Here is a 24,356-nt window from a genome sequence, read left to right as displayed (position 1 = left end):
GGACGATATGCTGCGGCGTGGTATCGGCATGACTTCCCAGCGGACCCGGGAGCGGTTGATCCAGCGCCTGTGCGAAGAGGGGGTTTCCAACAGCAAGGTGCTCGACGTGATCCGTCGCACCCCGCGCCACCTGTTCGTCGACGAGGCCCTGGCGCATCGGGCCTACGAAGACACCGCGTTGCCGATCGGCCATAACCAGACCATCTCCCAGCCGTTCATGGTCGCCCACATGAGCGAACTGCTGCTCGAGGCCGGGCCGCTGGACAAGGTGCTGGAGATTGGCACTGGCTCGGGCTACCAGACGGCGATCCTGGCCCAGCTGGTCGAGCGGGTGTTCTCGGTGGAGCGCATCAAGGTCTTGCAGGACCGGGCCAAGGAGCGTCTGGTGGAGCTGAACTTGCGCAACGTGGTTTTCCGCTGGGGCGACGGTTGCGAGGGCTGGCCGGCGCTGGCGCCTTACAACGGCATCATCGTCACTGCCGTGGCGCCGGAAGTGCCGCAGGCACTGCTCGACCAACTGGCACCTGGCGGGCGCATGGTCATCCCGGTGGGGCCGGCCGGCGAAACGCAGCAACTGATGCTGATCGTGCGCGAGGAGCATGGGTTCTCCCGCCGTGTGCTGGGGGCCGTGCGCTTCGTGCCGCTGCTCAACGGCCCGCTGGCCTGAGCGCTGCGGGCCCGCGCCAGCGGTATTTTTGTGCCGGTGGCGAATTCCTGTTGCTTCGCCCTGTCTATCTGGCGGGGTGAGGCGCTGGCGCACAGATTGCGCCGTAGCGTTGCATCAGTCACTCGACCTGCCTGCCAAGAGCGGCCGGCTTGGTTATAATTGCAACATTATTGCATTTCTTGTCTTCATATCGTTTTCGGCACCATGAGGGGAGCGCGGGTGGGTCACACAGTCATTCGGCAGCGCAAGGACGGGTCGGGTTTCACGCTTCTGGTGATTGCACTGGCCATGAGTACGCTACTGGTGGGTTGCTCGAGTACCAGCAGCAACAGCGCGCGGGTGGTCGACCGCAACAACAGCGTGCCCAAGCGCCCAGCAGTTACCTCCGGCCAATACATCGTCAAGCCTGGCGATACGCTGTTCTCCATCGCCTTCCGTTATGGTTGGGACTACAAGGAACTGGCCGCACGTAACGGCATCGCGGCGCCTTATACCATTCGCCCGGGGCAAGCGATTCGTTTCAGCAGCGGTGCGTCCGGCACTACCACGGTGGTGTCCAGCCCCTCGTCGTCGAGCAAGACCACGGTCATCCGGCGGCCTGCCGGTAGCACCGCCACGGCACCTGCCAGCCCCGGCAAACCGGCCGCACCGGCAGCCTCCAGTAGCGCCCCGGTGGTCGCCAGCGTGCCGGCCGCGGAGCGCGCGGTGGGTGGTTGGACCTGGCCAGCCAATGGCGTGCTGATTGGTAAATTCGCTTCAAACGGTAGTTTGAATAAAGGCATTGATATCGCCGGTGATTTGGGACAGCCTGTTTTTGCTGCGTCTGATGGTGCAGTGGTCTACGCCGGGAGTGGGCTGCGGGGTTACGGCGAGCTGATCATCATCAAGCACAGCGACACCTACGTCAGTGCCTACGGTCATAACCGCAGGCTTTTGGTTCGGGAGGGGCAGCAGGTCAAGGCAGGGCAGTCGATTGCTGAAATGGGGTCCACAGGCACAGATCGGGTGAAGCTGCATTTCGAGATTCGCCGCCAGGGCAAGCCCGTCGATCCGCTCCAGTTCCTGCCACGTCGTTGACTGTTGTACCTGGCCTGTTCCGCTGATGTAGAGGGGACAGGCTCCAGCGCTGCCAGGGAGAAAGGTGCCGCTCGAGTCTGAGTTCGAACTCAGCAAAGGACTATAACAATGGCTCTCAGTAAAGAAGTGCCGGAGTTTGACATCGACGATGACGTCCTCCTGATGGAGACGGGTATCGTTTTGGAAACGGATGTGGTGTCAGACGAACCTGCTGTATCTTCGGTTCGGACGAGGGCCAAATCGGGCTCTTCGCTCAAGCAACACAAGTACATCGATTACAGCCGGGCGCTTGATGCTACCCAGCTGTATCTCAACGAGATCGGATTCTCGCCACTGCTTTCGCCGGAAGAGGAAGTGCACTTTGCGCGCCTGTCGCAAAAGGGTGACCCTGCCGGCCGCAAGCGCATGATCGAAAGCAACCTGCGCCTGGTTGTCAAAATCGCCCGTCGTTACGTGAACCGCGGCCTGTCGCTGCTCGACCTGATCGAGGAGGGCAACCTTGGGCTGATTCGCGCGGTCGAAAAGTTCGACCCGGAACGCGGTTTCCGTTTCTCGACCTATGCGACCTGGTGGATACGCCAGACCATCGAACGGGCGATCATGAACCAGACTCGCACCATTCGCCTGCCGATCCATGTGGTCAAGGAACTGAACGTCTACCTGCGCGCTGCCCGCGAACTGACGCAGAAGCTCGATCACGAGCCGTCGCCGGAAGAAATCGCCACGCTGCTGGAGAAGCCGGTCGGCGAGGTCAAGCGCATGCTGGGCCTGAACGAGCGGGTGTCTTCGGTGGATGTGTCGCTGGGCCCGGACTCGGACAAGACACTGCTCGATACCTTGACCGACGACCGCCCGACCGACCCCTGCGAACTGTTGCAGGATGACGACCTGTCGCAGAGCATCGACCAGTGGCTGGGCGAGCTGACCGACAAGCAGCGTGAGGTAGTGGTGCGGCGCTTCGGTCTGCGTGGGCATGAAAGCAGCACGCTCGAGGATGTCGGCCTGGAAATCGGCCTGACCCGTGAACGCGTGCGGCAGATCCAGGTAGAAGGGCTCAAGCGCCTGCGCGAGATCCTTGAGAAGAACGGGCTGTCCAGCGAGTCGCTATTCCAGTAGCGAAGGCCAGCAGCATGAAACGCCCCGACGACCTCGGGGCGTTTTTGTTTGTCCTCGATGCGAGGCCAAGCGCCGACAGCCGCACAGGCTCGGGTTCAGCAATATTATGTACAGCGCTACCCTGTTAACAGTGTGTGTAAGTCTTTGCTTACTTGTTTTGTAAGCCTTTTATGTAGCCACCAGTAAATCATTGTCGCTGCCAAAAAACGCAATTTCCCAACTCATTGAAATATCAGGTTTATTTAGACGTGAGGAAATGTGTCACCGGCAACACTCTGTGAGGTTTAGCGGTTGCCGGCCCAGCTCAGACCGCTAGTATTCGAACTGTGCACAGGGACATGCACAGGCTTTCAGGATGAAGGCCAAGGACATCGCAAGAAGCGATTTCATCAGGATGATGTCAGGGACAAGCAGGGACTACGGAAAAAATGTGGGCGGGTCAAACCGCCCCTTTTTTTTGCCCACGCAAAATGAAAAAAGGCCCCGAGGGGCCTTTTTCGTGTCGGGCGCTATCAGCGCTCCAGATGTTCGATCTTGCCGGTCTTGCCATCCCACTCTTCAGCGTCTGGCAGAGCGTCCTTGCGCTCGGTGATGTTCGGCCAGATTTCCGCCAGTTCGGCGTTCAGCTCGATGAAGTTTTCCATGCCCGCTGGCACTTCGTCTTCCGAGAAAATGGCTTGGGCCGGGCATTCCGGTTCGCACAGGGCGCAGTCGATGCACTCGTCCGGGTGAATGACCAGGAAGTTCGGGCCTTCGTAGAAGCAGTCCACCGGACAGACTTCCACGCAGTCGGTGTATTTGCATTTGATGCAGTTGTCGGTGACGACGAAGGTCATTTCTAGTTCTCTCCTCAGGCGACGGCGGCGGCCCTTCCTCTCAGGGCCGCGCGGTTTACAGGCATGTGGCTGCAGGCCAGGCTAATAACCTGCAGCACCAGCAAACCGCGGCGGATTCTACCAGCTTGTAGTGGACGCCGTTATAACAGGTTCTTTAGTTGATATAGCGTTTCGATAGCTTGACGCGGGGTCATGTCGTCCAGTTGCAGCTTGCCCAGCTTCTCGATAGCCGGGTGTGGCAGGCTGGCGAACAGATCGCTCTGGTGCGGCACCTGTGGCACATCCTTGGCTTTTGGCGCCGGCGGTTGTTCGTGCGGCAGGCTGGTGGTTTCCAGGCGTGCCAGGTGTTCGCGGGCACGCTGGATGACCGCCGTCGGTACGCCTGCCAGTTGGGCCACGGCCAGGCCGTAGCTTTGGCTGGCAGGGCCGGGCAGCACATGGTGCAGGAACACGATGCGTTCATTGTGCTCGGTGGCGTTCAGGTGCACGTTGGCCACCAGCGGCTCGCTTTCGGGCAGCACGGTGAGCTCGAAGTAGTGCGTGGCGAACAGCGTGTAGGCACGCAGCTGGGCCAGCCGCTCGGCGGCAGCCCAGGCCAGCGACAGGCCGTCGAAAGTGCTGGTGCCGCGGCCCACTTCGTCCATCAGCACCAGGCTGCGGTCGGTGGCGTTGTGCAGGATGTTGGCGGTTTCGCTCATTTCGACCATGAAGGTCGAGCGCCCGCCGGCCAGGTCGTCGCTGGAGCCGATACGGGTGAAGATGCGGTCGACCAGCGACAGTTCGCAACTGGCCGCCGGCACGAAGCTGCCGATATGCGCCAGCAGCACGATCAGGGCGGTCTGGCGCATGTAGGTGGACTTACCGCCCATGTTCGGGCCGGTGATGATCAGCATGCGCGTGTTGTCGTCCAGGCCCAGGTCGTTGGCCACGAACGGCGTGGTCAGTACCTGTTCCACCACCGGGTGGCGGCCTTGCTCGATGCGCAGGCACGGCTCGTCGACGAAGCGCGGGCAGTTCAGGTCCAGGTTCAGCGCACGTTCGGCCAGGTTGCTGAGCACGTCCAGTTCAGCCAGTGCGGCGGCGCTGTCCTGCAGCGGCGGCAGGTGGCTGATCAGGGTTTCCAGCAAGCCGTCGTAGAGCATCTTCTCGCGGGCCAGCGCGCGGCTTTTGGCCGACAGCGCCTTGTCCTCGAACGCCTTCAGCTCCGGGGTGATGAAGCGCTCGGCACCCTTGAGGGTCTGGCGGCGGATATAGTCGCTTGGCGCCTGCTCCGCCTGTTTGGTCGGCAGCTCGATGAAATAGCCGTGGACGCGGTTGTAGCCGACCTTGAGGTTGGCCAGGCCGGTGCGGGCCTTTTCCCGGGCTTCCAGGTCGATCAGGAACTGGCCGGCGTTCTCGCTGATCGCCAGCAACTCGTCCAGCTCGTTGTCATAGCCGGGCTTGAGTACGCCGCCATCGCGGATTACCGCCGGCGGGTTGTCGATGATCGCCCGCTCCAGCAGGCTGGCCAGCTCCGGGTAGGTACCGGTAATGGCGGCCAGGCGCGCCAGGTGCGGCGCCTCCAGCTCGGCCATGGCGTTTTGCAGCTCGGGCAGCGCACCCAGCGCATCGCGCAGGCGTGCCAGGTCGCGTGGGCGGGCGTTGCGCAGGCCGATACGGGCGAGGATCCGCTCGATATCGCCAATTTCCTTGAGTTGCGGCTGCAGCTTCTCGAAGCGGTAGCCGTCGAGCAGGCAGCGGATCGAGTCCTGGCGGGCCTGCAGCACCTTGAGGTCGCGCAACGGGCGGTTCAGCCAGCGGCTCAGCAGGCGGCTGGCCATGGCGGTCTGGCAGCGGTCGATGACCGACTGCAGGGTGTTGTCACGCCCGCCGGCGAGGTTGATGTCCAGCTCCAGGTTGCGGCGGCTGGCGCCGTCGAGGATGACCGTGTCGTCCAGCCGTTCGTGGCGCAGGCTGCGCAGGTGCGGCAGGGCAGTGCGCTGGGTTTCCTTGGCGTAGATCAACAGGCAGCCGGCGGCGCCGATGGCCAGGGTCAGCTTGTCGCAGCCAAAGCCCTTGAGGTCCTTGGTCGCGAATTGTTGGCACAGGGCCTTGCGCGCCGAGTCGCGGTCGAAGTCCCACGGCGCGCGGCGACGGGCGCCTGGGCGCTTTTCAGCCGGCAGGTCGCGTGGCCAGTCGTCGGGAATCAGCAGCTCGACCGGGTTGAGGCGCTCAAGTTCGGCCAGCAGGTTTTCCCAGCCCTTTATCTCCTGCACGCTGAAGTTGCCGCTGGTGATGTCCAGCACCGCCAGGCCGAACAGGCGTTCGTCACCCAGCAGCGCGGCAATCAGGTTGTCGCGGCGCTCGTCGAGCAGGGCCTCGTCGCTGACCGTGCCAGGGGTGATGATGCGCACTACCTGGCGCTCCACCGGGCCCTTGCTGGTGGCCGGGTCGCCAATCTGCTCGCAGATCACCACCGATTCGCCGAGCTTGACCAGCTTGGCCAGGTAGCCCTCCAGCGAATGGAACGGAATCCCGCACATGGGGATCGACTGGCCGGCCGACTGACCGCGCGCGGTCAGGGTGATGTCCAGCAGTTTTGCGGCCTTTTTCGCATCTTCGTAGAAGATTTCGTAGAAGTCGCCCATGCGGTAGAACATCAGCTGGTCCGGGTGCTGGTTCTTCAGCTTCCAGTACTGCTGCATCATCGGGGTGTGTGCGGAAAGATCGGACATTCAGGGCCTTACAGCGGGTGATCTGGTTGGCGTTGGTGAAACCGGCAATGGTACAGGCTTTTTCGCGCAGATGCAGGCGCGCCGCTGCATGCATCATCGCGTTGCCTGTGCGTTGCATTTCCTCGCGCATGCCTGCATTATGCATGCTATGCAAAAACGCAACGTAGCCTCCGTACTCAGAGAACTGCTCGACCGCCACGGCCTGTCCCCGACGGAGCTGTACCGGCGCACGGGTGTTCCTCAATCCACCCTGTCGCGGATTCTCGGCGGCAAGATCGTCGACCCCTCCGACAAACACGTGTCGAAGATCGCCGAGTACTTCGGCGTGAGCACCGAGCAACTGCGTGGCCGCGCCGAGCTTGGCGAGCCTCGCGAGGCCGCGCTGCCGGCTCATGGCCATGTCGACCTCAGCGACATCAGCCTGTGGGACGATGAAACCCCCGTCGAGGATGACGAGGTGTCGGTACCTTTCCTTCGCGAGGTCGAATTGGCAGCAGGATCAGGAAGATTCGTCATCGAAGAAAGCGAGCACGCGCGCCTGCGCTTCGGCAAGCGCAGCCTGCGCCACAATGGCGTGCAGTTCGACCAGGCCAAGTGCGTTACCGTGCGCGGCAACAGTATGTTGCCGGTTCTGCGTGACGGCGCGACGGTCGGGGTGAATACCGGCAAGTGCTCGATTGGCGACATCATCGATGGCGACCTTTATGCAATCAATCACAACGGGCAGTTGCGGGTGAAGCAGGTCTATCGCCTGCCTACCGGGATCCGCCTGCGTAGTTTCAACCGTGACGAACACCCGGACGAGGACTACAGCTTCCAGCAGATGCAAGACGAGCAGATCAGCTTGCTTGGGCATGTATTCTGGTGGGGCATGTACGCTCGCTGACCACCCCGGCTTTGCAAAAACCCGCTTCGGCGGGTTTTTTTTCGCCCTTGGAAAAGTCCTACAAGCCAGGAGGTGCATGGCCTGCATGCATTTGCGCAAAAACCTGCGCATAGAAATTTTCAGAAATGCATTGACTGCATATGCACAAATGCATAGCCTGTGTCTCAAGCCGGATGTAAACCGGTTGTTACACAGGCAGCGATGGGCAGGCCTCAACTGTCCAGAGGGTTGGCAACTGGCCCGGGTGTGCAGCGTAAAGCACCACGATCAGTTATCCGGCGGGCAGGTGGCCGCGGTCGGAGTCATCAATCAGCAGCGGAACCGCGCGGCGTCACCAGTCGTGGCCGGCGGTTCGCCAACGCATTACTGAAAAGCCTGGCGAGCCGGGCTTTTTGGAATGCCGAGGTATTCAAGGCAAAGCATCCATAACCGACCTGTTGGCCTGCGCCAACAGGCATTACACAGGAGACAGGACAGTGACGAACGAGCAACAGGCGTTACTCGAGATGCCGCTCTGGCTGGTAATCGTCCTGGCATTGCTGGGCGGTCTGAGCGGCGAAATGTGGCGGGCCGACAAGGCCGGCGCCACGGGTTGGTCGCTGCTGCGACGGCTGTTGTTGCGCTCCGGGGCCTGCATGGCCTGCGGTGTGTCGACGGTGATGCTGTTGTATGCCGGCGGCCTGTCGATCTGGGCGGCCAGTGCATTGGGCTGCATGACCGCGGTAGGCGGCGCCGATGTTGCCATGCGCCTTTATGAACGCTGGGCAACCCGGCGTCTGGGCCTGCGCGACAGCACACAGCGCGACGAGCGTTAAGGAGGAACATGCATGAGCGAACTGGCCACTCTACATGGCGCAGTGACAGCGACCATCCGTGAGGCAATGCCGGAGTTGGCATCGGTAGATGCCTATACCGCCGTAGGAAATGTCCCAGAACGGCCTTCGCTGCGCCACGGCATCGTCCGCATGACGGCGGATGCGGCCCCGCGGGACGGCCGCTCGGTGTTGATTGCCACGTTCGAGGCGGATATCACCGCCGACAGCGCCAACCCAGAAGCGCGGCTGCAGGGCAGCCTGCTGGCCGCGCAACTGATGGACCTGCTGCGCCAGCAGCACTGGGCGCTGGATTTCGTCGAAGCCAGCCGCAACCTGCAGGCGCAGTTCCAGGGCAACGCCTGGACCGTGCGCTGGGACCAGCCGGTGCTGCTCGGCGAGCCGCGCTGGAACTGGCCGGACCAGCCGCCCGGGAGCCTGGCATTGGGCTTCGCACCCGATATCGGCCTGGGTAACGAAGCGCACTATGTGGCCCCGGAGGATCTGTCATGAGCTACGTCAGCGCCATGCATGACCGCATGCTGGCATGCATGGTGATTCCCTGCCGGGTGGTTGCCCTGGACCTTGCCGCGGCCCGGGTCCGGGTGTCCGACGGCAGCGGCTGGACCAGCGCCTGGCTGCGATGGCACGCCCAGGCGGCCGGCCAGGCCAGGCACTGGCGGGCGCCAAGCCTGGGCGAGCAGGGCTTGCTGCTCAGCCCCAGTGGCGAGCCGGCCCAGGGCACCTTCCTGCCCGGCCTGTATGGCAATGCTGGTGGCGCAGCGGACAACCGCGGGCACACCGAGGTCTGGCGTTTCGCCGATGGCGGTTCGCTCAGCTACGACTGGCAGGCCAGCCACTACGACATCCAGCTACCGGCTGGCAGCGCGACCATCAAGGTTGGCGCCGCCACGCTGCAGGTCAGTGACGGTGCGATCAGCCTGCAGGCCGCGGCGATCAACCTTTCCGGCAACGTCACGGTCGATGGCCCGCTGCAGGTCAGCGGCGATATCAACGGCGGCGGGCGGATCATCGACACCGCCGGCAACACGGCCAACCACAAACACTGAATCAAGCCCGCCGATGCGGGCTTTTTCATACCAGGAGAATGCCATGCATACCCATGAACAGGGCGGTGCACCATGATCGGCATGGACCGCCGCACCGGCCAGCCACTGGCCGGCATCGATCATCTGCGCCAGTCCATCGAAGACATCCTCGGCACACCGCTGGGCAGCCGGCGCATGCGCCCGGAATACGGCAGCCAGCTGCGGCGTTTCGTCGACCTGCCGGTCAACGAGGGCTGGAAGAGCGCCGTGCAGGCCGAAGTGGCGCGCGCGCTGGGCCGCTGGGAGCCGCGCCTGCAGCTGCAGCGGGTCCGGGTGGTCGCGGTGCTCGACGGCCAGGTCAGCCTGGCGCTCAGCGGCCGCTACCTGGGCGACGAAGCGCTGCTGGAGGTGAACGTATGAGCCAGGTCGACCTGTCGAAACTGCCCACACCGCAGCTGCTGGAAGACCTGGACTACGAAGCGCTCTACCAGGCCGATCTGGACACCTTCCGGGATTACCTGGGCGAAGCCTGGACCGCCAACCTGGAAAGCGACCCGGTCACCAAGCTGCTCGAGGTCGGCGCCTACCGCAAGCTGCTCAACCGCGCGCGCATCAACGATGCCGCCAAGGCGTTGCTGCTGGCCTATGCCCAGGGCAGCGACCTTGACCAGTTGGCGGCCAATGTCGGCCTGCAGCGCCTGGTGATCCAGGCCGAGGACCTGGCCAGCGTCCCGCCGGTCGAGGCGCTGCTGGAAGCGGACGATGCCCTGCGCGAGCGGGTGCAACTGGTTTATGAAGGCCTGACCACGGCCGGCCCGCGCAACAGCTACATCCTGCATGCCCGCAATGCTTCGGGGCAGGTGGCCGACGCCACCGCCGAAAGCCCGTCGCCGGCCGTGGTCGACGTCACCGTGCTGAGCCTGGAAGGCAATGGCGAAGCCAGTGCCGAACTGCTGGCGCAGGTAGCGGCTTATCTCAACGACGACGATATCCGCCCGGTTGCCGACCGGGTCAACGTACGTAGCGCCGAGGTGCTGCCATACCGCATCGATGCCGTGCTGTATCTGGCCGACAACGGCCCCGAGTACGAAGCGATTCTCGCCGAGTGCCAACGCCGCCTGCAGGCCTGGATCAACCCGCGCCGACGCCTGGGGGTAGAAGTGGCACGCTCTGGCATCGATGCGCAACTGCACATCGATGGGGTCAGCCGGGTCGAGTTGAATGGCTGGGCCGACATTCGCCCGAGCAAGGCGCAGGCGGCCTGGTGCAGCGGCTTCACCCTGAAGCGGGGGAGCTGACATGCACAGCCTGTTGCCGCTCAACCGCACTGCGCTGGAGCGGGCTATCGAAGTGGCTGCCGACGAGGACCTCAAAGTCAGCCTGCGCCAACTCTACAACCCCGCTACCTGCCCGGCGCACCTTCTGTACCAACTGGCCTGGGCCTGGTCGGTGGACCGCTGGGAGGACAGCTGGAGCGATGAAATCAAACGCTCGGTGATCCGCTCGGCGTTCTTCGTCCATGCCCACAAAGGCACCTTGGGCGCACTGCGGCGGGTAGTGGAGCCGTTCGGCTACCTGATCGAGGTGCAGGAATGGTGGCAGACCGCACCGCCGGCCCCGGCGGGCACTTTTGCGCTGAAGATCGGCGTTTCCGAGGCTGGCATCAGCGAAAGCACCTACCAGGAGCTGTCTGCGCTGATCGACGACGCCCGCCCGGTCAGCCGCCACCTGACCGGCCTGGTGATCAGCCTCGAAAGCCGTGGCGCCCTTCATTTCGGCTGCGCGATCCAGGACGGCGACGAACTGGACATCTACCCGCTGGCGCCCCGTGACATCGAGGTCATCGGCGTGGTGGGGCGTGGCGGCCGTGAACACACAATCGATACCTTGGACATTGCACATGGTTGACCAGACTTCTCAGTTCTACGCCATCCTCACCAACGTGGGCGCGGCGAAACAGGCCAATGCCGATGCCTTGGGCATTGCCTGGAAAATCACCCAGATGGGTGTCGGCGATGCCAACGGCAGCGACCCTACCCCGAATGCCACCCAGACCAGCCTGATCAACGAATGGCGCCGCGCGCCGTTGAACCAGCTGAAGGTGGATGACAAGAACAGCGCGATCATCATTGCCGAACAGGTCATCCCGGCTGACGTCGGTGGCAAGTGGATTCGCGAGATCGCGCTTTACGATGCCGATGGCGACATGGTTGCCGTGGCCAACTGTGCACCCACCTACAAGCCGCTGTTGAGCCAGGGCTCGGGCCGGACCCAGGTGGTACGGATGAACCTGGTGGTCAGCAGCGCCAGCAATGTGCAGCTGAAGATCGATCCGGCGGTGGTGCTGGCGACTCGGGAGTGGGTTACCGAGGAACTGGTCAGGCAGGATTTCAAGCATTCGGTGGTGGCGGCGACTACGGCGAACATTGCCTTGACCGGGTTGCAGACGGTTGATGGCGTGGCGCTGACTGCCGGGGCGCGGGTGTTGGTGAAGAACCAGACCGCAGCCAAGGATAATGGCCTGTATCTGGTGGCAGGCGGCGCCTGGACCCGCTGTTCCGATGCGGACAGTAGCGCCAAGGTTACCCCTGGCATGCTGGTGCTCGTCGAACGCGGCACGGTCAATGGTGACAGTGCGTGGCAGCTGGTGACCGATGCGCCAATTACCCTGGGCGTGACTTCCCTGGCGTACGAAATGGCGTTTGGGCGCACCGGCGTGGCTAGTGGCACCTACCGTAGCGTAACTGTGGATGCCTACGGTCGCGTAACCGGCGCAACCAATCCGACCACGGTAGCGAGTTATGGTCTTACAGATGTATATACAAAAACTCAAATCGACCAATCGCTGTCGCAAAAAGCCTCATTGGTTAGCCCCATACTGACTGGGACACCGACGGCACCTACGGCCGCAGCAGGCAACAACTCGACACAGCTGGCCAATACGGCATTTGTGCAGGCGGCCATCGCTGCATTGATCGCGTCTGCTCCTAGTGCGTTGGATACACTTAATGAGCTGGCTGCGGCGCTTGGTGATGACCCAAACTTCGCGACTACCGTCACCAATGCCTTGGCGCTCAAGGCAACGCTGGCAAGTCCGGTATTCACGGGTATGCCAATGGCACCGACGGCCGCGCAAGCCGACTACAGTAAAGTGCTTGCTACTACTGAATTCGTAAAGCAGTCCGGTATAACGCTGTCCAGGTTCAACGCCTATACAGCCAGTGCAACTTTGACCAGAGGTGTTGTGGGTTGTGCTGTTGAATTTCACGGCTCTACAACAGGACAGACTCTGACGTTACCGCTGTCGTCGGATGTCCGTAATGCAGATGTAATCCTATTTTTTAATTTTTCAACGGTGCCGTTCTCCATCACTAGGCAGGGGGCTGATGCTATAGGCGTCGGCGGCGGCGGTGGGGTGGTGTCGCTGTTAATGCAGCCAGGCGATTCATTGATACTAGTGGCAGGTTCTAATCTCTGGTTTGTAATAGGTGGGACGGCTGCCAACCAGTTTTCAAGCGGTTTTGGCTCGTCGCTTGCGGTCAATGGCTATCAGAAACTGCCAAGCGGCTTCATCACGCAATGGGGAGCTGCTGCGATACCTGCTAATGGCTCCTTGGATATCACGCTTCCCACCACCTTCCCTTCACAGGCTCTCGGAGTCATCTGTCAGTATACGAATGGTTTAGGAGGGGTGGCCGGTCGTTGTGGGGGAGGGATTATAAGCACATCTACGATCCGTCTCGAGAGTGCGAACCCTGGCATTACGGGGTTGCAGAACGTTTGGTGGATAGCACATGGAAAGTAAGGGAGAGAAAATGTATTTATATTCAGCGCAAACCGGAGGTTTTTACGATCCGAGAGTTTATGGAGACGCTATGCCATCTGATGTTTGTGAGGTTAGCGTTGAAGAATACACAGCATTGTTGGCAGCTCCAGAACAAGGTCGAGTTGTCATGCCAGATGAAAACGGTCGCCCGGTTATATCGGAAGCGCCTGTGCCCACTGAAAAGCAACTTAGTGCGGCAGAACGATCTTGGCGGGATGAGACACTTCTGAAATTATGCAAAGTGCGAGACAGACACCGCGATGAGCAAGAGTTATTCAGACAAACGACTCTGGCCCCCGAGTTTTTCGTCGAGCTTTTGATATTTATTCAGCAGCTTCGAGATTGGCCACAATCAAATGGCTTTCCTGATATGAATCAGCGCCCTTTGGCTCCTGCCTGGCTCGCTGAGCATATCTAATGACGCCCCGCACCGCGGGGCGTTTTGTTTTCTGGCAACACCCTTCAGGCCCTGCACTCGCAGGGCCTTTTCGTACCCCAATCCGGAGTAACCTACATGAGTGGATTCTTCCACGGCGTCACCGTAACAAACGTCGACACCGGTACCCGCAGCATCGCGCTGCCGTCTTCCTCGATCATCGGCCTGGTCGACACCTTCACCGAAGGCGCTGGCGCCACGGCCAAGGCCAACGACCTGGTGCTGATCACCAGCGAGCGTGAAGCGGTCGCCGCCTTCGGCGAAAACGCCGCCATCACCAAGGCCTGCCGCGCCATCTACACCCGCGCCAAGGCGGTCATCGTCGCCTGCGGCGTGGCCAAGCTGGACGATGCAGCGGAGCAGACCGCCGCGATCATCGGCGCGGTGCAGGCCGACGGCAAACGCACCGGCCTGCAGGCGCTGCTGGACGGCAAGAGCCGTTTCAACGCCCAGCCACGCCTGCTGGCAGCGCCGCGCCACAGCGCCACCCAGGCGGTGGGCACGGCACTGGTGGCGCTGGCCGACAAGCTGCGCGGCATGGCCATCATCGATGGCCCCAACAGCACCGACCAGGCGGCCATCGACTACGCGAAGAACTTTGGCGCCAAACGCGCCTTCCTGGTCGATCCGGGCGTGCAGTACTGGGATAACGGCGAGCAAGCCACCCTCGATGCGCCCGGTTCTGCCTGGGTCGCCGGCCTGTTCGCCTGGACCGACCGCGAATACGGTTTCTGGGCCTCGCCCTCGAACAAGGAGTTCGTCGGCCTCACCGGTACCACCCGCCCGGTGGAGTTCCTCGATGGCGATGACAGCTGCCGCGCCAACCTGCTGAACAACGCCAACATCGCCACCATCATCCGCGACGACGGCTTCCGCCTGTGGGGCAACCGCACCCTGTCGAGCGACCCGAAATGGTCGTTCGTCACCCGCGTGCGGACCATGGATATCGTCATGGACGCGATCCTCTACGGCCACAAGTGGGCTGTTGACCGCGCCATCACCGCCACCTACGTCAAGGACGTCACCGAAGGCCTGCAGGCCTTCATGCGCGACCTGAAGAACCAGGGCGCGATCATCAACTTCGAGGTCTTCGCCGACCCGGAGCTGAACACCGCCAGCCAGCTCGAGCAGGGCAAGGTGTACTGGAACATCCGCTTCACCGACGTACCACCTGCCGAAAACCCCAATTTCCGCGTCGAAGTCACCAACCAGTGGCTGACCGAAGTCCTCGATTCCGCCGCTTAAGGAGCGCATCCACATGGCAATGATTCCCGAAACCCTGGCCAACCTGAACCTGTTCGTCGATGGCGTCAGCTTCCAGGGCGATGTACCCAGCCTGACCCTGCCCAAACTCACCCTGAAGATGGAAGAGCACCGCCCCGGCGGCATGGACATGCCGGTCGAGATGGACCTGGGCATGGAGAAGCAGGAGGCGGCCTTCACCACCACCGGTGTGCGCCGCGAAGCGCTGAAATTCTTCGGCCTGGCCGATGGCAGCGGCTTCAACGGCACGTTCCGCGGCGCCTTCAAGGGCCTCAAGGGCAAGATCAACCCGGTAGTGGTCACCCTGCGTGGCACGCTCAAGGAAATTGACATGGGCGACTGGAAGTCCGGTGACAAGGCCGAGATCAAGCACAGCGTCGGCCTGACCTACTACAAGCTCGAAGTCGATGGCCGCCTGGTCTACGAGATCGACGCGCTGGGCATGAAGCGCGTGATCGATGGCGTCGACCAACTGGCCGCCCAGCGCGCCGCGCTTGGCTTGTAAGGAGATGACCATGGCTCACGTGAACAAGCAGCCCCAATGGCTGACCCTGAGCGCCGACCGCGTCACCGTGCGCCTGTCACGCCCCAGCGAAGCCAATGGCGTGCAGGTCGACAGCCTGTCGCTGCGGGCGCCGACCGTGCGCGATATCCGCAATGCCCAGGCCGGCGGCGTGGACGATGACGAGCAGCGTGAACTGAACCTGTTCGCGTCGCTGGCCGAGGTCGGCATCAAGGACCTCGAAGGCCTGACCCTGAAGGACTATGGGCGCCTGCAGAGCGGTTATTTTCGCCTGGTGCAGGACGACGAACTTTGACCCAGCCCGGCAAAAGGCCGCCGCCCGCCGGCTGGCCAAGGAGCTGAATTTTTCCGCGAGCGAAATCATGACCATGTCGTACAGCGACATGGTCTGGTGGCTCGCCCCGTGACAAGGAGGAACCTATGGCGAACACACAGCTGTTCTCGCTCGGGCTCGGCGTCACCGCCATCAACCCCTTGGGCCAGGCCTTCGAGCTGCTGCGCCGGGATGTCGAACGCTTGCGCAGGCAGGCTGACGGCACCCGGCTGGGCCGGCTCGTCGGCGAAGTGATCCGGCTGGGGTTGGAGCTCGGCAAGGTACGCCAGGTTGAGCGCCAGCTGGAGCTGGACCAGGTACAGCAGGACGAACAGCCGATCACCGGGCTGGGAGATGAAGCCGATGCCGTTGAGCGTTTGCGCCGGCATTACCTGATGCTGGACCGGGTGATTGCCGGGCTGGCGCAGCTCAAGCCGCTGCCGCGGCAGATGACGGTCAATGTCTTTCCACAGTGGCACTCGGTGGTGCAGGGGCAAGGCGCAGCCGCACCAGGCAAGGCGCCAGTGTCTGCGCCGGCCTCTAGGCAGGCTCCCGGCGCGGATGTCGGCGTGGGTGCCGGGGCGGATGCCGGTGACGACACGGGCAACCTTGTCCGGGGCCTTGCGATGGTCGCTGGCGGTAGCGGGGCTGCTATCGCTGGCATCGTGCGCAAACTGCCCCCGGAAAGACAGCGCGCGATACGCCAGCGTGTTGCCAAGGAGTGGCAGGACAACCGTGTCGAAACCTTCGGCAAGGTCGCCAAGGCGGTCATCACCGCCGAGGATGGCGAAGAAAGGGCACGTGGCGTCGGCGCTGCCGTCGGTGAAATCGGCGGTCGCATGCTGGGCGCCATGGCACCGCTGTTGTTCGAAGGTAAAGGCAAAGCGCTAGTTAAAGCCTCGAGCAGCGGTATGCGCAGGGGTAGCCGCCAGCGCAGGCGTCAAGGCCAGCGCAAGGCTGAACTCAAAAAAGATGCGGCCCGCAAGCAGGCGGCTGGAAAGGCAGCAGAGAAAACGCAGGAGGAGGCCGCGCAGGAGCAATGGGCCAAATTTGGTGGCCAGCTGGGCGAGGCTGCGGGTGGTGAGGCCGGCGCTGCGCTGTTCAACTGGATCACCGAGGAGGAAGAGCCAGCGCCGCAAAGCAGCGAGGCGCCTGTGCTGGAGAAGGCGCAAGCCATTGCCCATGGCGTCGCTTCCCTACCTTCGCTCGGTACAGGCAAACAGATGCCATTGGCAGGAACACTGTTCAAGCGCGTGCCACTGACGGCAGTGCTGGATACCTCGCTGCAGGTGGCCGACATCTACCAGAGTGACGGCACTGCTGCAGAAAAGCTGCAAGGCTATGGCGAGGTTTTCGGCGGGTTGGGTGGCAACCTGGCCGGCACCTCGGCCGGGTGGCTCGGTGGCGCGGCGGCAGGTGCCATGCTTGGCTCGGTGGTACCGGGTGTAGGAACCGTGATCGGTGGCGCGGTCGGTGGCCTGCTGGGTAGCCTGGGTGGCGGTTATCTGGGCGGCATCGGCGGTGAATGGCTCGGGGGCGCGTTGGGCAAGGCCGTGGCAGCCGTCGTCGGCTCCGATGCGCCAGCGGCGAGCCAGGATATTGCCGCCTCCCCGCAACAGCCAAGCCGCTTGCAGAAGGGCCTCAGCACACCTGCACCGTTGCCTGCCACTGCGACAGCGCAGTTGGTTGGCAGCCTGGCCGGTTCATCGGCCGGTGGGCTCGGTGGTGCGGCAGCCGGCGCGATGATCGGATCGGTGGTACCGGGTATCGGAACCGTGATCGGCGCCGCGGTCGGTGGCCTGCTGGGCAGCCTGGGTGGCAGTTACCTGGGTGGCATGGGCGCCAAGCTCATTGGCGACGCGTCGGGCAAGGCCGGGCAGTCTGTCGCCGGCTCGGCTATGCCGCAGGCGAACCAGGAGGTTGCCGGTTTCCCCGAGCAGGCGACCCGATTGCCGAAAAGCGTCGGCCCGCCCACGCCGTCGCCTGCTGTTTCGATACCGCCGTCCCCGGCTATGGCTCCACCCGCCATCAACCAGCAATTCACCTTCACCGCCAATATGCCGGTCGCCTTCCACAACAGCTTCGATGACCCGACCACCCTGCAACAACTGGAAACCATCGCTCGCCGCGTGCTCGACGACCTGATGCGTCAGGCGCGCGCGGTGCAGATGGTCGATCAACCACAGCCATGAGGAGCACCCCATGACCTACCTGGAACAGTTGCAAGGCGGCTTGCATGCATTGGTCAAGGCGGGCGAGGCGGGGCGTCGGCGCGCCGATGCCATGCTCGACCCGATGAACCAGGCGGTCGGCCACGCCAGGGAGGCGGCCGCCGAGCTCGAAGCCCTGCCATGGATAGGGCCGGAAATCGGCAAACGCCTGCAACGCACCCTGCGCGCCATCGACTCGGCCAAGCAGCGCGTCGACAAAGTGATTGCCAAGTACGACCAGGCCCTCGATGTGGTGCGCAAGGTGCGCGCCCGCGTCGAGGCCTTCACCGAACACCTGGGCAAGGCCGGCGCGGCTGTGCGGCGGGTGATCGGTGATGTGCGTTCGGTCGCCAATGGTGTGTTGTCGACGTTCGGCTTCGCGCCGGACCCGACACCCACGGCACAAGCGATCAAGCCGTTCCCGCACCTGCTGGTACTGCAGCCGTTGAAAGCCAATGCCGCGCCGTATTACTTCAACCTCGACACCGCCGCTTTCGACCAGCTGCGTCGGCAAACGCGCTTCCACTGGGCCGGGCAAGAGCGCCTGAGCCGCGAGAATGCCCAGCAGGCGGTGAGCCAGGGCGAAGAGACCATCAACATCCGTGGCGCGATCTACCCGGGCTTCAAGGGCGGACTGGGCCAGCTGCAGGCCTTGCGCGGCATCGGCCGCCAGCTGCTGCCACTGTCGTTGACCACCGGTTATGGCGAAGTGCTTGGCACCTGGTGCCTGACCCGCATCGAGGAAGAGCAGGGCACCCTGCTGGCTGGCGGCATTCCACGCAAACAAGGTTTCTCACTGGAGTTCGTCAGTTATGGACAAGACCTGCAAGACGTCTGAGGGCGACCTGCTCGACACCCTCTGCCAGCAGTATTACGGGCATCTCGATGGCAGCGTCGAAGCGGTGTTGCAAGCCAACCAGGGCTTGGCCGATGAAGCGCAACCATTTCGCAGCGGCGTGACGTTCCGCTTGCCGGCTCTGGCACTGGCAGCGGCCGACGTCGTGCAGCTGTGGAGCTGATACCATGCAGCCACAATTTCGCATCCAGGCCGATGGCAAGGACATTACTGCACTGATCAACGATCGCCTGTTGTTGCTGCGTACCACCGACAAACCGGGCATGGAGGCGGATGACTTCGAGCTGCGCATCGACGCCCGGGACGGTAGCGTGGCCGTGCCGGCTCGCGGTGCACTGATCGAGCTGCATCTGGGTTACGCCGGCCAGCCGCTGACCCGGCTGGGGCGTTACACCGTCGATGAAGTCGAGTTGTCCGGCCCGCCCGATACCTTGGTGATTCGCGGCAAGGCCAGCGACCTGCGCGGCAGTGGCCGGACCGTCCGCAGCGGCAGCTGGGAAGCCGTGCCGTTGCAGCGCATCGTCGCCGAAATCGGTGCGCGCAATGGCTGGCAGGCAATCTGCCCGGTGCTCACACAGGTACCTCGGGTCGACCAGGTCAACGAATCGGACTTCAACTTCATCACCCGCCTGGCTCGCCAATACGACAGCACTGCCAAACTTGCCAATGGCCAACTGCTGGTATTGCCACGCCAGGGCGGGCAGAGCGCCAGCGGCAAGCCCCTGGGCGTGGTCGGCATTACCCGTGGCGAGGTCAGCCAGTGGCACTTTCGCCTTGACGACAAGGCCGCGCGCAAGGCCGTGCGCACCCGCCATTTCGATGCAGCCAGTGGCGAGGCCAGGACCATCGAGCTAGGCAACGATGAAGCAGCCGAGGGGCAGCGGCCGGTGCATACCGACCGCCACCTCTACCCCGACCGCGCTTCCGCCGAGCAGGCAGCCAGGGCCCGCCTGGCCAGCTTCAACCGCGCTACCGCCCAGGTGCGCCTGGACTTGCCGGGGCGTACCGACCTGTTCGCCGAACGCAGCATCGACCTGCACGGTTTTGTCGACGGCCTCGACGGGCAATACCAGATCGACTCGGTGGAGCAGGTGTTCACCAGCTCGGGCTGGCGCACCACCGTGCAGGGCAATGGTGGCAAGGCGGGCAAGGTACAGGCCAAGGGCGCGGCGCCGCGCCGTCAGGCCGCGATCAAGGCTTGAGCAGCGATACAGGGAGGAACGTTACCCATGCTTACTGAAACACAATTGCTACAGATTCTGCCGAACGCCCGCCCCGTAGCGGGCGTTTTTCTTTCGGCACTGAACGTCACCCTGCCGCGTTGGGAAATCGACAACCCCAAGCGCGTGGCGGCGTTCATCGCCCAGGTTGGCCATGAGTCAGGCCAGTTCCGACATGTGAAGGAGCTTGGCAACGACCGCTACCTGGCGCGCTACGACACCGGCAGCCTGGCCCTGCGCCTGGGCAATACGCCCCAGGCCGATGGTGATGGCCAGCTGTACTGCGGGCGCGGCCTGATCCAGGTGACCGGGCGCAACAATTACCAGGCCTGCAGCCGCGCGTTGTTCGGCGACGAGCGCTTGCTGGCGCAGCCACAACTGCTCGAACAGCCACGTTGGGCCTGTGAATCGGCGGCGTGGTTCTGGCATTCGCGCGGGCTCAATGCCCTGGCTGACCAGGGCGAGTTCAATCGCATCACGCGCCATATCAATGGTGGGCTCAACGGGCTGGAGGATCGGCTCAAGCTCTGGGCACGGGCGCGTGAGGTGTTGTGTTGAGCCGATGGCAACTGGGGCTGGGCGGCTGTTTGCTGATGCTGTCCGTAACACTGGCCTGGCACGTGCAGGGCTGGCGCTATGGCCGGCAGCTGGCGCAACTGGCGCATGCCCAGGCGCAAGCCGAGGCTGCCCGGCTGCTGGCCGAACGCGAACGGCGTCAGGTTCTCGAACGACGCCTGGAAGAAAGTGAAACCCGTCATTTCAAGGAACTTGCCGATGTCCAGCAGTCTCAGGCTCGCCTGCGTGATCGTCTTGCTACTGCCGATCTGCGCCTGTCGGTCCTGGTCGAACGCGACACCCTCCCTGGCGCAGTGCCCGCCGCCACCAGCGCCACCGGCCTGGATCATGCAACCGTACGTGCCGGACTTGAGCCGGCGCATGCTCGACGAATTATCGCCATCACCGATGAGGGAGACCGGGGGTTGATTGCGTTACGGGCCTGTCAGGCCTATGTGCGGGAGGTGCGCGGCGGGCTTTAGGGCGGGGCCGGACGCGTCTGATGCCTGCGAGGCATGCACTCGAAAGGCGCAAAAATGTTACGTTGTCTGCACGCCCTTCAAGGAACCCGACATGGACCTGATCACCGTCCTCGCCACCCGTCTCGGCGAACATCTGCGCCGCTTCAACGCTCAGGTCACCACCGCTGAATCCTGCACCGGCGGTGGTATCGCCGAAGCCATCACCCGGATACCCGGCAGCTCTGCCTGGTTCGAGGCCGGCTACGTGACCTATTCCAATACCCAGAAAACCCGCCAGTTGAACGTACCGGCGGCGTTGTTCGCCGAGGTTGGCGCAGTCAGCCAGGAAGTGGTCGAGGCCATGGCCCGTGGTGCCCAGGCCGCCAGTGGTGCGCGCTTTGCCGTGGCTGTCAGTGGCGTGGCCGGGCCCGACGGCGGGTCGCCGGCCAAACCGGTGGGCACCGTGTGGCTGGCCTGGGCCGATGGTAGCCATGTAACCAGCGAACGGCGGCACTTCGAGGGCGACCGCGAAGCGGTGCGCCGACAGACGGTGATCGCCGCGTTAGACGGCTTGTTACAGCTTGGTGCCGAGTAAATCGACAACAGGGGTTTGCTCGCGCGCTTGCCTGTGGAATAATACTGGCTACTTATACAGGTATTCCGGCCGTCAGGGCCAAGTCGAACACGTGAGGATTTCAATGGACGACAACAAGAAGCGCGCCTTGGCTGCGGCCCTGGGTCAAATCGAACGCCAATTCGGCAAGGGTGCGGTCATGCGCATGGGCGACCATGAGCGCCAGGCGATTCCTGCCATCTCCACCGGCTCCCTGGGCCTGGACATCGCCCTCGGCATCGGTGGTCTGCCGAAAGGCCGTATCGTCGAAATCTACGGCCCGGAGTCGTCGGGTAAGACCACGCTGACCTTGTCGGTCATCGCCGAAGCCCAGAAGAATGGCGCTACCTGTGCCTTCGTCGACGCCGAGCACGCGCTCGACCCGGAATATGCCGGCAAACTGGGTGTCAATGTCGATGACCTGCTGGTTTCCCAGCCGGACACCGGCGAACAGGCGCTGGAAATCACCGACATGCTGGTGCGCTCCAACGCGGTTGACGTGATCATCGTCGACTCCGTGGCCGCCCTGGTACCCAAGGCCGAGATCGAAGGCGAGATGGGTGACATGCACGTGGGCCTGCAGGCTCGCCTGATGTCCCAGGCGCTGCGCAAGATCACCGGTAACATCAAGAACGCCAACTGCCTGGTCATCTTCATCAACCAGATCCGTATGAAGATCGGCGTTATGTTCGGCAGCCCGGAAACCACCACCGGTGGTAACGCCCTGAAATTCTACGCCTCGGTGCGTCTGGACATCCGCCGTACCGGTGCAGTCAAGGAAGGCGACGAGGTGGTCGGCAGCGAAACCCGCGTCAAGATCGTCAAGAACAAGGTGTCGCCACCGTTCCGTCAGGCCGAATTCCAGATTCTCTACGGCAAGGGCATCTACCGGAATGGCGAGATCATCGACCTGGGTGTTGCCCAGGGGCTGGTCGAGAAGTCCGGTGCCTGGTACGCCTACCAAGGCAACAAAATCGGTCAAGGCAAGGCAAACGCTGCCAAGTACCTGGCTGAGAACCCGGCCATCGGCGCCGAGATCGAGAAGCAGATCCGCGAGAAGCTGCTGACCGCTGGTGCTGTTGCGGCTGCCGGGAAGGCTGCTGCGGCCGAAGCTGATGCCGACGACATGGCCGACGCTGACGCCGGTTATTGATTGCACGGATAGCCGAACATGTCCGCCGAACTCGACACGCCCGTCGCTATCCGGCGGACAGCCATGGACTTGCTCGCGCGACGTGAGCACGGTCGCGTCGAACTGACGCGTAAATTGCGTCAGCGCGGCGCTTCGGATGAGCTGATCGAGCCCGAGCTCGATCGGCTTGCCCAAGAAGGGCTGCTTAGCGAAGCTCGCTATCTCGAAAGCTTCATCCGTTATCGTTCCGGTTCCGGCTATGGCCCTGCGCGAATTCGCGAAGAGCTGAGCCAGCGTGGTTTGGCGCGTGCTGATATCGAGCAGGCCCTGCGTGAGAGCGGGGTGGAGTGGGGCGAGCGCATGCGTGAGGTGTGGCAGCGCAAGTTTGCCGGCCAGCGCCCCCATGATCCGCGTAGCCGCGCCCAGCAGACCCGGTTTCTTGCTTACCGGGGGTTCTCCATGGACATGATCGGCCGTCTGCTCAGTGGACGTGATCTCGACGACTACTGAGTGCTGGGGCGCAGAGCGCCCCCAAGCAACACGGTCTCAACTGGCTTTCAACGCCTCCCGGGCCCGCTGGGTGGTATGCATGGGCTCCGGCTTGGCCCAGTTCTCCGGCAGGTTGATGAAATCCACCAGCTCGCGCAGGCGGCCCTGATCGCGGCCATTGAAGGCAAATGACAAACGGGTCAGGTGACTGAAATTGCCCACTTCGTGCTCGGCACTGCTGTCAGGCTGCTGGTGATATTTGCCGCTCAGGCGCAAGTCGGCAAAGCCTTCCTGGATGTCATACAGCGCTGCCTCGCTGAGAGGGTGGTGCATGCGGATCACGAACTGGCTCTTCAGCCAGCGGCTGGAGTGGTAGTTGCTGTAGAACTGGTTGATTTCCTCCACCGCCTCGTCGGCGCTGTACACCAGGCGCAACAGCTTCAAATCGCTGGGCAGGATGTAGCGGTTTTCTTCCAGCTGGCGGCTGACGAAGTCCAGGCAGTCGCGCCAGAAGCTGCCGCCCGGTGAGTCCAGCAGCACCACTGGCACCAGTGGGCTTTTGCCGGTCTGGATCAGGGTCAGCACTTCCAGCGCTTCATCCAGTGTGCCGAAACCGCCTGGGCACAGCACCAGGGCATCGGCTTCCTTGACGAAGAACAGTTTGCGGATGAAGAAGAAGTGGAAGGGCAGCAACTTGTCGGTGCCGTCCACCGTGGGGTTGGCGTGTTGCTCGAAGGGCAGGGTGATGTTGAAGCCAAGGCTGTGATCGCTGCCAGCGCCTTCGTGGGCTGCCGCCATGATGCCGCCGCCGGCGCCGGTGATGACCATCAGGTCGGAGCGCGCCAGCGTCGCGCCCAGCTCGCGGGCCAAGGCATACATCGGGTGTTCCAGTGGGGTGCGTGCCGAGCCGAACACGGTTACCTTGCGCCGGCCCTTGTAGCGTTCCAGGGCGCGAAACGAGTGGTCCAGTTCCCGTAGGGCCTGCAGAGTGATCTTGGCGCTCCAGCGATCGGTGTCGTCATGGGCCATGCGCAGGATGGTCAGCATCATGTCGCGGTACAGCGGTAGGTTGGGGCTGTCTGGTGCCACCAGTTGCAATTGAGCGTCGATGTTGCTCAAGTCGATGTTGTTGTCGCGGAAGTGACTGAATAGCAGTTCATTCGATTGGTAAGGCATGCAACGTCTCCTTCTGCACCAATACCTCTGACCTCAATCTAGACCCTTGCGATCGATCGTGCCGGGGTGTTTGACGCGGCCGCCCGTCGGCACGCAGCCACTGGCGATGCGGGTTTGGTTAACTGG

The 24,356-nt window shown here is 63.1% G+C and carries 27 protein-coding genes; 24 read left to right on the top strand and 3 right to left on the bottom strand.

What is annotated here, in order from left to right; all coding sequences use genetic code 11:
- Positions 1 to 28 precede the first annotated feature (28 nt).
- From HU760_RS18495 to rpoS, 3 genes are all read left to right on the top strand, one after another.
- Positions 29 to 667, top strand: coding sequence for a protein-L-isoaspartate(D-aspartate) O-methyltransferase (locus tag HU760_RS18495; RefSeq protein WP_170034070.1), 639 nt, complete (start codon positions 29 to 31; stop codon positions 665 to 667).
- 219 nt (positions 668 to 886) lie between these two features.
- A complete protein-coding gene (locus HU760_RS18490; RefSeq protein WP_186679172.1) occupies positions 887 to 1,744 on the top strand; it encodes a peptidoglycan DD-metalloendopeptidase family protein in 858 nt (285 codons plus the stop codon).
- A gap of 108 nt (positions 1,745 to 1,852) precedes the next feature.
- Positions 1,853 to 2,860 (top strand): RNA polymerase sigma factor RpoS, encoded by a 1,008-nt coding sequence (gene rpoS, locus HU760_RS18485; RefSeq protein WP_170028669.1) that lies wholly within the window; start codon positions 1,853 to 1,855, stop codon positions 2,858 to 2,860.
- Between the two features lie 512 nt (positions 2,861 to 3,372).
- Here rpoS and fdxA read toward each other — a convergent pair.
- Positions 3,373 to 3,696, bottom strand: a complete 324-nt coding sequence (gene fdxA / locus HU760_RS18480; protein ID WP_085626452.1) for a ferredoxin FdxA — start codon at positions 3,694 to 3,696, stop codon at positions 3,373 to 3,375.
- A gap of 140 nt (positions 3,697 to 3,836) precedes the next feature.
- Positions 3,837 to 6,410, bottom strand: coding sequence for a DNA mismatch repair protein MutS (gene mutS / locus HU760_RS18475; RefSeq protein WP_186679171.1), 2,574 nt, complete (start codon positions 6,408 to 6,410; stop codon positions 3,837 to 3,839).
- 148 nt (positions 6,411 to 6,558) lie between these two features.
- Here mutS and HU760_RS18470 point away from each other — a divergent pair, with 148 nt between their 5' ends.
- The 21 genes from HU760_RS18470 (at position 6,559) to recX (ending at position 23,075) form a co-directional block, all read left to right on the top strand.
- The gene (locus tag HU760_RS18470) at positions 6,559 to 7,296 is read left to right on the top strand and encodes a LexA family transcriptional regulator (protein WP_186679169.1); all 738 of its coding nucleotides are present in this window, start codon (positions 6,559 to 6,561) and stop codon (positions 7,294 to 7,296) included.
- Between the two features lie 476 nt (positions 7,297 to 7,772).
- A complete protein-coding gene (locus HU760_RS18465; protein WP_170028673.1) occupies positions 7,773 to 8,111 on the top strand; it encodes a phage holin family protein in 339 nt (112 codons plus the stop codon).
- A gap of 12 nt (positions 8,112 to 8,123) precedes the next feature.
- The gene (locus tag HU760_RS18460; protein ID WP_186679167.1) at positions 8,124 to 8,621 is read left to right on the top strand and encodes a hypothetical protein; all 498 of its coding nucleotides are present in this window, start codon (positions 8,124 to 8,126) and stop codon (positions 8,619 to 8,621) included.
- Positions 8,618 to 9,178: a phage baseplate assembly protein V gene (locus HU760_RS18455; RefSeq protein WP_186679164.1), complete on the top strand. Its 561-nt coding sequence runs from the start codon at positions 8,618 to 8,620 to the stop codon at positions 9,176 to 9,178. The genes HU760_RS18460 and HU760_RS18455 overlap by 4 nt, the downstream gene beginning before the upstream one ends.
- Before the next feature lie 72 nt (positions 9,179 to 9,250).
- Positions 9,251 to 9,577, top strand: coding sequence for a GPW/gp25 family protein (locus tag HU760_RS18450; protein ID WP_170028676.1), 327 nt, complete (start codon positions 9,251 to 9,253; stop codon positions 9,575 to 9,577).
- Positions 9,574 to 10,455 carry a baseplate assembly protein gene (locus HU760_RS18445; RefSeq protein WP_186679161.1) on the top strand — a complete coding sequence of 294 codons (882 nt, stop codon included), beginning with the start codon at positions 9,574 to 9,576 and terminating at the stop codon, positions 10,453 to 10,455. The genes HU760_RS18450 and HU760_RS18445 overlap by 4 nt, the downstream gene beginning before the upstream one ends.
- Position 10,456: 1 nt before the next feature.
- Positions 10,457 to 11,065 carry a phage tail protein I gene (locus HU760_RS18440; RefSeq protein WP_186679158.1) on the top strand — a complete coding sequence of 203 codons (609 nt, stop codon included), beginning with the start codon at positions 10,457 to 10,459 and terminating at the stop codon, positions 11,063 to 11,065.
- Positions 11,058 to 12,962, top strand: coding sequence for a phage tail protein (locus HU760_RS18435; RefSeq protein ID WP_186679156.1), 1,905 nt, complete (start codon positions 11,058 to 11,060; stop codon positions 12,960 to 12,962). The genes HU760_RS18440 and HU760_RS18435 overlap by 8 nt, the downstream gene beginning before the upstream one ends.
- A complete protein-coding gene (locus HU760_RS18430; RefSeq protein WP_186679154.1) occupies positions 12,952 to 13,401 on the top strand; it encodes a phage tail assembly chaperone in 450 nt (149 codons plus the stop codon). Before HU760_RS18435 ends, HU760_RS18430 begins: the two co-directional genes overlap by 11 nt.
- Before the next feature lie 96 nt (positions 13,402 to 13,497).
- A complete protein-coding gene (locus HU760_RS18425) occupies positions 13,498 to 14,664 on the top strand; it encodes a phage tail sheath subtilisin-like domain-containing protein (RefSeq protein WP_186679152.1) in 1,167 nt (388 codons plus the stop codon).
- Positions 14,665 to 14,677: 13 nt separating this feature from the next.
- Positions 14,678 to 15,187 (top strand): phage major tail tube protein, encoded by a 510-nt coding sequence (locus HU760_RS18420; protein ID WP_170028682.1) that lies wholly within the window; start codon positions 14,678 to 14,680, stop codon positions 15,185 to 15,187.
- Between the two features lie 10 nt (positions 15,188 to 15,197).
- Positions 15,198 to 15,500: a phage tail assembly protein gene (locus HU760_RS18415; protein WP_186679150.1), complete on the top strand. Its 303-nt coding sequence runs from the start codon at positions 15,198 to 15,200 to the stop codon at positions 15,498 to 15,500.
- 125 nt (positions 15,501 to 15,625) lie between these two features.
- Entirely contained in the window at positions 15,626 to 17,710 is a 2,085-nt protein-coding gene (locus HU760_RS18410; protein WP_186679148.1) for a hypothetical protein, read from the top strand.
- A gap of 10 nt (positions 17,711 to 17,720) precedes the next feature.
- A complete protein-coding gene (locus HU760_RS18405) occupies positions 17,721 to 18,566 on the top strand; it encodes a phage tail protein (RefSeq protein WP_186679146.1) in 846 nt (281 codons plus the stop codon).
- Positions 18,541 to 18,747 carry a tail protein X gene (locus HU760_RS18400; protein WP_170028686.1) on the top strand — a complete coding sequence of 69 codons (207 nt, stop codon included), beginning with the start codon at positions 18,541 to 18,543 and terminating at the stop codon, positions 18,745 to 18,747. The genes HU760_RS18405 and HU760_RS18400 overlap by 26 nt, the downstream gene beginning before the upstream one ends.
- A 4-nt stretch (positions 18,748 to 18,751) precedes the next feature.
- Positions 18,752 to 19,786, top strand: coding sequence for a phage late control D family protein (locus tag HU760_RS18395; protein WP_186679143.1), 1,035 nt, complete (start codon positions 18,752 to 18,754; stop codon positions 19,784 to 19,786).
- A 27-nt stretch (positions 19,787 to 19,813) separates the two neighbouring features.
- The gene (locus tag HU760_RS18390) at positions 19,814 to 20,362 is read left to right on the top strand and encodes a glycoside hydrolase family 19 protein (protein ID WP_186679141.1); all 549 of its coding nucleotides are present in this window, start codon (positions 19,814 to 19,816) and stop codon (positions 20,360 to 20,362) included.
- Positions 20,356 to 20,841, top strand: coding sequence for a lysis system i-spanin subunit Rz (locus HU760_RS18385; RefSeq protein WP_367615783.1), 486 nt, complete (start codon positions 20,356 to 20,358; stop codon positions 20,839 to 20,841). The genes HU760_RS18390 and HU760_RS18385 overlap by 7 nt, the downstream gene beginning before the upstream one ends.
- 91 nt (positions 20,842 to 20,932) lie before the next feature.
- Positions 20,933 to 21,415 (top strand): CinA family protein, encoded by a 483-nt coding sequence (locus HU760_RS18380; RefSeq protein WP_186679137.1) that lies wholly within the window; start codon positions 20,933 to 20,935, stop codon positions 21,413 to 21,415.
- Positions 21,416 to 21,518: 103 nt separating this feature from the next.
- A complete protein-coding gene (gene recA / locus HU760_RS18375) occupies positions 21,519 to 22,586 on the top strand; it encodes a recombinase RecA (protein ID WP_170028690.1) in 1,068 nt (355 codons plus the stop codon).
- An 18-nt stretch (positions 22,587 to 22,604) separates the two neighbouring features.
- Entirely contained in the window at positions 22,605 to 23,075 is a 471-nt protein-coding gene (gene recX / locus HU760_RS18370; protein WP_186679136.1) for a recombination regulator RecX, read from the top strand.
- A gap of 36 nt (positions 23,076 to 23,111) precedes the next feature.
- Here the strand turns inward: recX and HU760_RS18365 are convergent, their stop codons facing one another.
- Positions 23,112 to 24,230: an LOG family protein gene (locus HU760_RS18365; protein ID WP_186679134.1), complete on the bottom strand. Its 1,119-nt coding sequence runs from the start codon at positions 24,228 to 24,230 to the stop codon at positions 23,112 to 23,114.
- Between the last annotated feature and the right edge of the window lie 126 nt (positions 24,231 to 24,356).

This window comes from Pseudomonas oryzicola (genome assembly GCF_014269185.2).
GTDB classification, from domain to species: domain Bacteria; phylum Pseudomonadota; class Gammaproteobacteria; order Pseudomonadales; family Pseudomonadaceae; genus Aquipseudomonas; species Aquipseudomonas oryzicola.
The sequence above is the reverse complement of the archived record's forward strand: the minus strand, read 5'-3'. Positions and strand labels throughout refer to the sequence as shown.

Coding starts and splice junctions, on each gene's coding strand:
- HU760_RS18495 (WP_170034070.1), top strand. CDS start 29: ATGACTTCCCAGCGGACCCGGGAGCGGTTGATCCAGCGCCTGTGCGAA.
- rpoS (WP_170028669.1), top strand. CDS start 1,853: ATGGCTCTCAGTAAAGAAGTGCCGGAGTTTGACATCGACGATGACGTC.
- fdxA (WP_085626452.1), bottom strand. CDS start 3,696: ATGACCTTCGTCGTCACCGACAACTGCATCAAATGCAAATACACCGAC.
- mutS (WP_186679171.1), bottom strand. CDS start 6,410: ATGTCCGATCTTTCCGCACACACCCCGATGATGCAGCAGTACTGGAAG.
- HU760_RS18470 (WP_186679169.1), top strand. CDS start 6,559: ATGCAAAAACGCAACGTAGCCTCCGTACTCAGAGAACTGCTCGACCGC.
- HU760_RS18460 (WP_186679167.1), top strand. CDS start 8,124: ATGAGCGAACTGGCCACTCTACATGGCGCAGTGACAGCGACCATCCGT.
- HU760_RS18455 (WP_186679164.1), top strand. CDS start 8,618: ATGAGCTACGTCAGCGCCATGCATGACCGCATGCTGGCATGCATGGTG.
- HU760_RS18450 (WP_170028676.1), top strand. CDS start 9,251: ATGATCGGCATGGACCGCCGCACCGGCCAGCCACTGGCCGGCATCGAT.
- HU760_RS18445 (WP_186679161.1), top strand. CDS start 9,574: ATGAGCCAGGTCGACCTGTCGAAACTGCCCACACCGCAGCTGCTGGAA.
- HU760_RS18440 (WP_186679158.1), top strand. CDS start 10,457: ATGCACAGCCTGTTGCCGCTCAACCGCACTGCGCTGGAGCGGGCTATC.
- HU760_RS18435 (WP_186679156.1), top strand. CDS start 11,058: ATGGTTGACCAGACTTCTCAGTTCTACGCCATCCTCACCAACGTGGGC.
- HU760_RS18430 (WP_186679154.1), top strand. CDS start 12,952: ATGGAAAGTAAGGGAGAGAAAATGTATTTATATTCAGCGCAAACCGGA.
- HU760_RS18425 (WP_186679152.1), top strand. CDS start 13,498: ATGAGTGGATTCTTCCACGGCGTCACCGTAACAAACGTCGACACCGGT.
- HU760_RS18420 (WP_170028682.1), top strand. CDS start 14,678: ATGGCAATGATTCCCGAAACCCTGGCCAACCTGAACCTGTTCGTCGAT.
- HU760_RS18415 (WP_186679150.1), top strand. CDS start 15,198: ATGGCTCACGTGAACAAGCAGCCCCAATGGCTGACCCTGAGCGCCGAC.
- HU760_RS18410 (WP_186679148.1), top strand. CDS start 15,626: ATGGCGAACACACAGCTGTTCTCGCTCGGGCTCGGCGTCACCGCCATC.
- HU760_RS18405 (WP_186679146.1), top strand. CDS start 17,721: ATGACCTACCTGGAACAGTTGCAAGGCGGCTTGCATGCATTGGTCAAG.
- HU760_RS18400 (WP_170028686.1), top strand. CDS start 18,541: ATGGACAAGACCTGCAAGACGTCTGAGGGCGACCTGCTCGACACCCTC.
- HU760_RS18395 (WP_186679143.1), top strand. CDS start 18,752: ATGCAGCCACAATTTCGCATCCAGGCCGATGGCAAGGACATTACTGCA.
- HU760_RS18390 (WP_186679141.1), top strand. CDS start 19,814: ATGCTTACTGAAACACAATTGCTACAGATTCTGCCGAACGCCCGCCCC.
- HU760_RS18380 (WP_186679137.1), top strand. CDS start 20,933: ATGGACCTGATCACCGTCCTCGCCACCCGTCTCGGCGAACATCTGCGC.
- recA (WP_170028690.1), top strand. CDS start 21,519: ATGGACGACAACAAGAAGCGCGCCTTGGCTGCGGCCCTGGGTCAAATC.
- recX (WP_186679136.1), top strand. CDS start 22,605: ATGTCCGCCGAACTCGACACGCCCGTCGCTATCCGGCGGACAGCCATG.
- HU760_RS18365 (WP_186679134.1), bottom strand. CDS start 24,230: ATGCCTTACCAATCGAATGAACTGCTATTCAGTCACTTCCGCGACAAC.